Raw genomic sequence first — 9,737 nt, 5'->3', positions numbered from 1 at the left:
AGATGGTGGCGCGCGCCGCGGCGGTGGCCGAGAGCATCGCCGTGGCGACCCGCTCTCGGCGGGGACGGTGTCCGGACCGGTGATCTGCCGCGCCGCCTGCGAGCGCATCGAAGGCATCATCGAGCGTGCCCGGGCCGACACCCGCCTCGTCTGCGGAGGCACGCGCCTGGGCGGCGATCTCGCCGACGGTTTCTTCCTCCGGCCGGCGGTGTTCGCGGACGTGCGGCCCGGCAGCTCGCTGGAGCAGAACGAGGTGTTCGGCCCGGTGCTGTCCATCACGCCGTTCACCGACGACGAGGAGGCGCTGGTCATCGCCAACGGCACCCGATATGGGCTGGGGGCCTACCTCCACACGCGCGACCTCGATCGCGCGCACGGCATCGCCGAACGGCTCGAAGCCGGCTACGTGAGCATCAACGGCTTCGCGGGAATGGCGCCGATGGCACCGTTCGGAGGCTACAAGCAGAGCGGCTTCGGCCGCGTCGGCGGCTGGGCGGGGATGGAGGAGTACCTGCAGCTGAAGAACGTCTTCATCGCCCGCCGCGGCATTCAGTGATGACCGGCACCGAGTTCGACTACATCGTCGTCGGCGGCGGCTCGGCCGGCAGCGTGCTGGCCGCGCGCCTCAGCGAGGACGCGGGCACGAGCGTCCTGCTGCTGGAGGCCGGCCACGAAGGCCGGGGCTTCGTCTACGACATGCCGGCCGGCAGCTTCATGCTGATGGGCAATCCGAAGGCAGACTGGATCTACCCGACTGCGCCGGACGCCTCTGCGATGGGCCGCAGCACCACCTGGGCCGCCGGCAGGATGCTGGGCGGCAGCAGCGGGATGAACGGCATGGTGTACATCCGCGGCCAGCGCGGCGACTACGACGACTGGCGCGACTCGGGTTGCCCCGGGTGGGGCTTCGACGACCTGTATCCGTACTTCCTGAAGTCCGAGCACTTCGACGGACCGCCATCGCCCACGCACGGCACCAGCGGCCCCCTGAGCGTCTCGCCGCCCCGGGTGCTGCATCCGCTCGCCCGCGCCTTCCTCCAGGCCGCGGCCCAATGCGGCATGCCTTCGCGCGAAGACTACTGCGACGGCACGCTCGACGGCTCGTTCCTCGTGCTCGGCACGACCCGTCGCGGCAAGCGCTGCAGCACTCGCGCCGCCTATCTCGACCCCGCGATGAAGCGCCCCAACCTCTGCGTGCTGACCGGCACGCTGGTGGATCGCCTGCACATCGACGGCCGGCGCGTGCGCGGTGTCGAGGCCATCGTTGGCGGATCGCGCCGCCGCTTCGGCGCGCGCGCCGAGGTGCTGCTGAGCGCCGGCACGCTGGCGTCGCCGGGGGTGCTGCTGCGCTCGGGCATCGGTCCCGCCGACGAGCTCGCCGCACTCGGCATCGGGGTGGCGGTCGACGCGCCCGGCGTCGGCCGCAACGTGCAGGAGCACTGCGGCGTCTCCCAGAGCCGGCTGGTCGACCTGCCGACGTACAACACAATGGTGGGTCCCCTGCGGCTCGCGGGCCACCTGCTGCGCTACGCGGCAACCCGGCGCGGCATCCTGGCGTCGATCGCGGTCCACGCGATGGCCTACGTGCGCAGCGCGCCCGACCGACCGGAGCCCGACCTCGCGATGAGCTTCCTGCCGCTGGCGATCGGCTTCGTCGGCGGCCATCCGTCGCTGGCCAAGCGCGCCGGCGTGACGATCGGCTCGCAGGTCGTGCGCCCCTCGGGCCGGGGCCGCATCCGCCTGCGAAGCACCGATCCGGCACAACGGCCGCTGATCGAGCACGCGCTGCTCGAACATCCGCGCGACCTGGCGCTGACGATCGCCGGCGCGCGCAAGGTGGCGGAGGTGTTCGACGCGGCGGCGCTGCGCCACCACGTCGTCGGCCCCCACGAGCCGGCCGTCATCCCCGGCACCGACGCCGCCTGGGAGACCTACGTCCGCGAGCGGGTCGGCATCGGCTATCACCCGGTCGGCAGCTGCCGCATGGGCTCGGACGCGCAGGCGGTCGTGGACCCCGAACTGCGCGTGCGCGGCGTCGACGGCCTGCGCGTGGTCGACGCCTCCGTGATGCCCAACATCATCTCCGGCAACACGAACGCGCCGACGATCGCGATCGCCGAGAAGGCCGCGGAGATGATCGCGGCCGCGCGCCGCCGCTGACCTGCGGCCCGGGCCCGAGCGCCCGGCGGCGCTGTCAACGCCCCTGGAAGCGCGGCTTGCGACGCTCGGCGAAGGCGCGCTTGCCTTCCAGATGGTCCTCGGACAGCCACAGCATGGGCTGCAGGTCGAGTTCGGCGCGCAGCATGTCCTCAAGGCCGCGGGCGAACACCGACTTCACCATCTCGAAGGCCAGGGGCGGGCCGTCCGCGAAGCGACGGGCCACGCCGCGCGCGGCAGCCAAGGACTCGCCGTCCTTCACCCGTTCATCGACCAGGCCGAGGCGCTCTGCCCGCTCCGACGGGATGACCTCGGCCAGGGCGATCATCTGCTTGGCGCGCGCCATGCCGACGCGGTGGGGCAAGGAGTGCATCAGCGCCATGTCCGGGATGAAGCCGACGCGGGTGAAGGCGCAGCAGAAGCTCGCGCCATCGGCCGCCACCAGGTAGTCGCAGGCCGACGCAAGCGCCAGGCCGGCGCCGAAGGCATGGCCCTCCACCGCTGCCACCAGCGGTTTGCTTCCGGCGAGCATCTGCCGCATCAGCGGCATGCCGCCCCGCTTGAGCCGGCTGCGACACGCTCGGACGCTGGTCTCGCCGAAGCCGGCCAGGTCCGCGCCGGCCGAGAACTCGCCGCCGTGGCCGGTCAGAACGATGGCCCGACATTGCGGGTCGTCGTCCAGTTCGGCCAGCAGCACCGCCAGGCGATCGCGCATGGCGGCCGAGAAGGCGTTCTTGCGGGTCGGGTTGTGCAGCGTCAAGGTCACGATGTCCTCGTCGCGGTCGACGAGCACCGGTTCATCGCCGGGAGCGGTGTTCATGGGTGATCGGTCCTCCGGATTCACGGCTTCTCATGACCGTGGGGCGGCACAGACGCCCCCGTCTGTGCCGCTGAATTCGTACTGCTGATGTCGCTCGCGGCCCTGCCCCGGCCAGGGTCAGTGTATGGCCTGCTGGTGGGGCAGCGATCGCGCGGCCTGGGCGTCCTGGCGCACGCGCGGGGCGGCGCCGGACTCCGTCTTTGCCTCGGCTCCCCGCGCACCCACGCCGGGCAGCAGGAAGTGGGACAGCGCCGGGATCAGGATCAACGCGCCGATCATGTTCCACAGGAACATGAAGGTCAGCAGGATGCCCATGTCCGCCTGAAACTTGATCGGCGACCAGGCCCAGGTGACGACGCCGGCGGCCATGGTCACACCGATCAGCGCAACGATGCGCCCGGTGAACTCGAGCGAGCGCCGATACGATTCGGCGAGCGGAACGCCCTGGCGCTGCAAGGCCAGCTGGATCGACAGGATGTACAGCGCGTAGTCCACGCCCACGCCCACTCCCAAGGCAATGACGGGCAGCGTGGCCACCTTGATGCCGATCCCCAGCCACACCATCAACGCCTCGCAGATCGACGAGGTGATCAGCAGCGGGATCAGCGCTACGAGCACCGCACGCCAGTCGCGGAACGTGATGAAGCACAACAGGATCACGGCGCCATAGACGAGAAACAGCATCTCGTGCTGCGCCTTGGCGACGACGATGTTGGTCAGCGACTCGATGCCCGCGGAGCCGGCGGCAGGCAGGATGTGGACGTCCTTGTCCGAGTTCTCGGCCGCGAAGCGTTCCACGGCCGCGAGCACGCCCGCCAGCGTCGCCGCCTTGTGGTCGGAGAGATAGGCCGTGACCGGAATGAACGAGCAGTCGGTGGTGATGGTGCCGGGCTGGAAGTCCAGCAGCTGGCGCACCGCACCGTAGAGCTGACGTGGGCTGCGGCTGTTGAAGAGCCACTTCGGATTACCCTCGTTCAGGCCCGAGTTCTGGTAACGGCTCATCGAGCCGGCCGAGGTTGTCGCCTGCACGCCGGGCGTGTTCTGCAGGGTCCACTCGAGCTTGTCAGCGGTGCTGATGAGCTTGAACTTGTCGCGGTCGCAGGTCAGCGACTCGTCGGACGGCGAGACGTTCTTGTACGCTGGATCCTTGGGCGAGGCCCCCTGGACCATCACGACGAACTGGTCGGTGGACAGGCCGTAGTGCTCGTTGACGTAGGCGATGTCGCGGTTGTAGACCGAGTCCGAGCGGAGCTCCGGCGCCCCCGCATCGAGATCGCCGACCTGCACATGCCGGCTGACCAGGTAGGTGCTGCCCCCGATGATCGCGGCGGCGATCACGGCGGCGGTGGCGGGGCCGCGGCGCGTGAACGCCACCAGCAGCGTCCAGAAGCGCGAAGCGATGCCGCGCCCGGTGCGGTCCTCGCGGTTCTCTCGCACGCTACGCTGCGCGGCCGATGTGCTGACGCCGATGTACGACAGCGCCACGGGGATGACAACCAGCTTGGTGAAGATCAACACCAGCACGCCCATGCTGGCGGTCAGCGCCATGTCGTGGATGACGGGAATGTCGATCACCATCATGACGGCAAAGCCGACCACGTTGGTCAGCAGCGCTGTCAGGCCGGTGAGGAACAGGCGCCGGAAGGTGTAGCGCGCGGCGACGTACCTGTGGGTGCCGCGCCCCACGTCCAGCATGATGCCGTTCATCTTCTGGGCACCGTGCGACAAGCCGATGGCAAATATCAGGAACGGGACCAAGATCGAGTACGGGTCGAGATCGAAGCCGAACAGGCGCATCAGCCCAAGCAACCACACGACGCCGAGCACCGAAGCGGTCACCAGCAGCACCGTGCTGCGGATGCAGCGCGTGTACACCAGCACCACCACGGTCGCGATCAGCGCGGAGGCGGCGAAGAAGATCTGCACCATGCCGAGGCCGGAGATCAGGTCGCCCACCAGCTTGCCGAAGCCGACCACGCGGATGCGGAACTTAGGCGTCTGCATCGCGCGGATCTGGCTCTCGACCTCGCGCCCAAACTCGCCGTAGTCGATGGCCTTGCCGCTGTCCGGATAGGTGTCGAGCAGCGGCAGAACGATCATGCTCGAGCGCAGATCGTTGGCGACGATCGAGCCGATGATGCCGGCGCGCTGCACGTTGTCGCGGACCTGGGCAATCTGCTCGGGCGTGCCGGTGAAGCCCTGCATCATCACGGGTGCGCTCTCGAAGCCATGTTCGGTCACCTCCTGCCAGCGCACACTTGCCATCCAAAGCGACTTCACCCAAGGCCGGTCGACGCCCCGGATCAGGAAGGCCTTGTCGTTGACCTTCGAGAGGAACTCGAGATAGTCGCGGTCGAACACAGTGCCGTCGGTATTCTCGACGACGATGCGCACCGCGTTGCCGATCGGACGCAGGTCGTCCTTGTTGTCGAAGTAGTTCTTGATGTATGGGTGGTTCTGCGGGATCAGGCGGTCGAAGCTGCCGTTGACCACCAGGCGCGACCCCTCCCACCCCAGGAACACCGACGCCAGCAACATCACCAGCAGGATGAATGCGCGGTGGTTGAAGATCAGGCGCTCAAGCCAGCCTCCGGAATTGCGGTCGAAATCCTTGACATCGCGAACGACTGGCGCCTCGTCGATCGCAATACTGTTGCTGTCACTCATCTCATTCTTTCCGTGGGGGCTCACTTGATGGTTTCGATGCGGACGCCCTGGGCCCCGACCACCGCGACGGCGTTGCGTCCGGCGGGCGCGACCGCGCTGTAGCGCATCGGGGAGGATGTCGGCACGAGCGTGAAGTCGCGGCCCTGGTCCCGGCTGACGAACAGTTGGCCGGCCAGCGTCACAAGCGCGACTCGACCGTCGGGCAGCGTCGTCGCGCCGGAGAACGTGGCGGGGCTTGCGCCATGGAAGTCCACCGGCACCCAGCTCCCGCCCTGGTCGACGCTCAGGAACGCGTGGCCGCGCAGGCCGGCGGCGATCAGCATCGAAGAATTTCCGGCCAGAAGGAAGAACGAACCGTCGTAGGGCGTCTTGACCTTGACGAAGCGACCGCTGGCCGCGTCGAACCGGAGCACAAGGCCAAGCTCGCCGGCCAGGAAGACACCCTCGGGGTCGGCATGGATGGCGTAGATGTTGTAGCCGTCGGGATTCTCGGCGCTATCGATGAGGGGCTTCCAGCTGTGGCCGCTGTCGGTGGTCTTGAACAGCAGGCCGTAGGTGCCGGCCAGGTAGCCGGTGCGATTGTCCAGGAACGCGACATCGAGAAAGGGACGGGCCGGCGCCTGCGCCTGGTAGTCGTTGGCGGCCTTGAGCGCGGCGCTCACGGCCGCGTCGGCCGGCTTCGCGCTCGCCTGCGCGCCGTAGGTATCGACCATCACGGCGGCGGCAGCATTGCCGTCCAGTCGCTTGGTCCACGTCAGGCCGCCGTCGTTGGTCTCCAGCAGGATGCCGTCATTGCCGGTGACCCAGCCGTGCGTCGGGGTGGGAAAGCTGAGCGCGGTGAAATCCTCGCTCACCGGAACGCTCGCCTGACGCCAGGTCTGGCCATCGTCGTCGGACACCACGATCACGCCGCGCCAGCCTGCAGCGATGAGGCGGGAGCCTGCGCGCACGATCGCCGTCAAGGGCGCCTGCGCGGCGCGTGCCGTGGGCATCGCGGGCGTGGTCAACGGATCCTTGAACGCAGCCTGCGCGAGGCAGGCCGCAGTGCAAAGCGCCAGTCCGACCAAGAAGTGGCAAATGCGGAAATTCGACATATCGCGTGCAATGGGTTTGCCGCCCGGGACGCTCGCAGCGTCCCGGGCGGCTGGGGACGGGTCAACGGATGCCGTTGGCCTGCAGGTACTCGGGCGTGAGCATCGGCAGGCGGGACTTCCGCCAGCTGTCGTCCTTCGGGAACTCGAGCCCCTTCACGCTCGCATCGCCCGGATGACTGCCCAGCCAGTACATGCCCGTCGAGAAGTCGAAGAAGAAGTTGCCGAAGCTGTAGGGGACACCGATGTCGTACAGCTCGACCATCGTCGACCAGCCGGCGCGGAAGATCTTGCCGGCCTTGTCATAGGTCTCCATCTCGCTGCTGCCGTAGTCCTCGTCGATGTAGACCACCTTCTTCGAATAGATGTGGTGCACGCCGGCCTTGGGCGTCCCCTCGATCACCCACACGCGGTGCAGTTCCCAGCGCATGTCTTCCGGGTTCGGGAAGTTCGGCGTCAGGATGTGCGCGGACGTCGTCGCGAACTGCTGCGTGTAGTTGTTGTAGGGGATCAGCTTCTCCTGCTTGCCCACCAGCTTCCAGTCGAAGCGGTCCTGCGGCCCGTAGGTCATCTGGATGTCGTCCATCGTGATGCCGCCGTTGTAGCCAGGACAGGGCGTGTCGTAGAACAGGTCGGGCGTCGTGCGCACGCGGCGCGTGCCGGGGGTGTAGATCCAGCCCTTGCCGGCATGCGCACTCTGGTCGTACCAGGTCCAGTACAGGTTCACCTCACCGACGCGGCTGGCGGGCGCGGTGTAGTCGTTGTAGACCTTGTAGTACAGGCCATCGCCAGCGAGGAACTTCTCGCGCCCGACCTCCTGGTCGAAGTTGGGGAAGTAGAGGTCGGAGATGAAAGCGCCGTTGAGGCTCCTGCGTCCGGCGCTGTCCACGGTCCACGTCCCCACGTTGTTGCGGTGGTAGGTGCCCTTGTAGCGGACTTCGTTGTTCCACCAGACCTCCAGACCGGTCTTCGGGAACGGGAACGGAATGCCGCCGAAGGCCCCGCCCAGGGCATAGCCGTTGGGCAGGATCTTCGCGCTCGCTGCGTTCTTCGCCGTGTTCGCGTTGACCCAGTCCGGCACCCACACGGTGCGGTGCGAGGGGTAGACCTCCATTCGGAAGTCTTTCGGATAGCGCCTGAAGAGTTCCTGGGTCGAGCCGAGCAGCTTGTCCTGGTACTTCGCCGCGTTCTCGGCCGTGATCGTGAACAGCGGCTTCTCGCCGGCGAACGGATCGACCCAGCGCTTGCCGCCGCCGTTGGGGTTGAAGCCCGCAGGAAGGGCCTTCTGACCACCGCTCCAGGCGGGGATGCTGCCGTCCTTGTTCCCTGCGACCTCGGCGCCCCAGGGCGTCAAGTCCTTGCCCAGGCGGGCGACGTCATCCGGCGAGGCCGCCACGCAGGACAATGACGTTGCCGCGGCCAGGATGCCGGCGACCAGGGGCGTGCCAACCCATTTTGCTTGCCGATTCATGATGGATCCTTTGTCTCGTGGTCTAGGCTTCTTCAGAAGCTCGCCGTATAGCTGAACTGGATCTGCGAGCGATCGTAATAGGGCGCGCCGAGGATGGCATGGCCCTGCGTATTGCCCGCCGAAGTGCGGTTGGTGAAGCCGAGGTAGGTCAGTTGAAAGACCTGAGGTCCCGACTCGGTGTTCCATGTCGCCTTCAGGCCTGCCGACAGCGTATTGAAGCCCGCGGTCGAGCCGCTGTTGAGCGGCGAGTTGTGGAAGTTGGCCTGGATGAAGATCGGGATCTCGAGGTCGACGCTGGGCAACACCGAATAGATCGTCGGATCGAAGTACAGGCCCAGCGACTCCGCGGTGCGGTTGGCACAGCCGGCCACGGTGGGGCTGGCCTCGGCGCCCATGTTGCAGACGACTGGCGCGTAGCCGCTGCCGGCGGCCTGGAACAGTTCGGCGTTCTCGGTGACCTTCATCAGGTGGGTGACGGCCCCTTCGGCGGCGATCGTCAGCGTGTCCCACAGCGGCGTCTTGCCGAGGACCACCTGGGCATTCAGCAGCGCGTGCAGCGTGTTGCCGCGCGCGCCCTGCGTGGGCGTGACGGAGGTGTTCCCACCACCGAGCGCCGCCGGCGCGAGCGCCGAGAAATCCGACACCAGCGCCGCGTTCTTGCGGAAGTTCAGCTCGCCGGCCCAAGACACGTCCCACTTGGTGGTGTTGAAGGTGACGCCCGCCATCTTCGTGTCGCGGCCGTAGACGGACCGCGCCTGGCCCAGGCCCGGCATGCCGTCGGCCATGTCCCAGACAGCGTACCAGGGCGCCTTCTCGGAGAACTGGCGGTAGTTCACCGACACGCTCGCGTCCACCCAGCTCGGGCGCACCTTGTACTGCACGCCCCAGTCGCCGACCCTGCCGCGCAGCGACGAGCCGTACGGATAGCAGAGGCCCGCGGCCTGGTTGCAGAACAGGTAGGGCGCGCCGCCCACGCCGTCGCCGAAGCCCATGTAGGTGCCGCTGCCCGGCACGCGATCCGGACGCCATTCGAACGAGCGGTACATCGACAGGTTCGCGTTGTCGGCGACGTTGAAGACCAAACTCAGTTGCGCGGTGGGGACCGCCGTCTCCTTCAGGCTCGCATTGGGGTTTTGCGACGACTTGCGGCCGTCGTTGGGGCTCTGGGCATAGCCGATGGAATTCGAGCCGCCCACGCCGCCGAACACGCTCTCGCCCCAGACCTGCGCGAAGCGGCCGGCCTTGAAGCTGACCGGCACGTCACCGAGGTCCACGCGGGTGTAGACGAAGGAATCCAGCATCTCGGCGCCGCTGCCGTAGTAGCGCTTGATGTTGCTGGGCCAGTTCCCCTGGGGGCCGAACGACGAGTTGGCCGCACCGGCCGGTCCGACGCGAGGATGGCTGGGGAAAGACGGGTCGTACCAGCCGGCGGCGCTCAGGCGCAGGCCGGAGGTGCTTTGATAGGAGAGGTCGTATTCGCTGTAGGCGTCGAAGCGGGTGGTGTAGACCTCGCCGGCCTGGCGAAGTATCG

Annotated in this window: 7 protein-coding genes; 2 read left to right on the top strand and 5 right to left on the bottom strand. The window is 67.8% G+C overall.

Annotation, left to right across the window (positions count from 1 at the left end):
• Positions 1–556 (top strand): aldehyde dehydrogenase (locus tag I73_RS11995; protein WP_022980833.1); only part of this gene is annotated, 556 nt, incomplete at its 5' end.
• Complete coding sequence (locus I73_RS11990) at positions 556–2,160, top strand: GMC family oxidoreductase (RefSeq protein ID WP_022980832.1); 1,605 nt, start codon at positions 556–558, stop codon at positions 2,158–2,160. The genes I73_RS11995 and I73_RS11990, both read left to right, overlap by 1 nt.
• A gap of 34 nt (positions 2,161–2,194) precedes the next feature.
• Here the strand turns inward: I73_RS11990 and I73_RS11985 are convergent, their stop codons facing one another.
• From I73_RS11985 to I73_RS11965, 5 genes are all read right to left on the bottom strand, one after another.
• Positions 2,195–2,977 carry an enoyl-CoA hydratase/isomerase family protein gene (locus I73_RS11985; protein ID WP_022980831.1) on the bottom strand — a complete coding sequence of 261 codons (783 nt, stop codon included), beginning with the start codon at positions 2,975–2,977 and terminating at the stop codon, positions 2,195–2,197.
• 117 nt (positions 2,978–3,094) lie between these two features.
• On the bottom strand, positions 3,095–5,644 hold the full coding sequence (locus tag I73_RS27580; RefSeq protein ID WP_022980830.1) for an RND family transporter: 2,550 nt from the start codon (positions 5,642–5,644) through the stop codon (positions 3,095–3,097).
• 20 nt (positions 5,645–5,664) lie between these two features.
• Positions 5,665–6,738, bottom strand: coding sequence for a YCF48-related protein (locus tag I73_RS11975; RefSeq protein ID WP_051049187.1), 1,074 nt, complete (start codon positions 6,736–6,738; stop codon positions 5,665–5,667).
• Positions 6,739–6,799: 61 nt separating this feature from the next.
• Positions 6,800–8,206: a DUF1329 domain-containing protein gene (locus I73_RS11970; protein ID WP_022980829.1), complete on the bottom strand. Its 1,407-nt coding sequence runs from the start codon at positions 8,204–8,206 to the stop codon at positions 6,800–6,802.
• A gap of 32 nt (positions 8,207–8,238) precedes the next feature.
• On the bottom strand, positions 8,239–9,737 hold a 1,499-nt coding region (locus I73_RS11965; RefSeq protein WP_022980828.1), incomplete at its 5' end, for a DUF1302 domain-containing protein.

Source organism: Ideonella sp. B508-1, from assembly GCF_000333615.1.
Classification (GTDB): domain Bacteria; phylum Pseudomonadota; class Gammaproteobacteria; order Burkholderiales; family Burkholderiaceae_C; genus Ideonella.
Note: the sequence above shows the minus strand (reverse complement) of the source record. Positions and strands in the feature narration are given on the sequence as shown.

Bases quoted from the DNA above. Each gene is read 5' to 3' on its own strand.
- I73_RS11985 (WP_022980831.1), bottom strand. From the start codon at position 2,977: ATGAACACCGCTCCCGGCGATGAACCGGTGCTCGTCGACCGCGACGAG.
- I73_RS27580 (WP_022980830.1), bottom strand. From the start codon at position 5,644: ATGAGTGACAGCAACAGTATTGCGATCGACGAGGCGCCAGTCGTTCGC.
- I73_RS11990 (WP_022980832.1), top strand. From the start codon at position 556: ATGACCGGCACCGAGTTCGACTACATCGTCGTCGGCGGCGGCTCGGCC.
- I73_RS11970 (WP_022980829.1), bottom strand. From the start codon at position 8,206: ATGAATCGGCAAGCAAAATGGGTTGGCACGCCCCTGGTCGCCGGCATC.
- I73_RS11975 (WP_051049187.1), bottom strand. From the start codon at position 6,738: ATGTCGAATTTCCGCATTTGCCACTTCTTGGTCGGACTGGCGCTTTGC.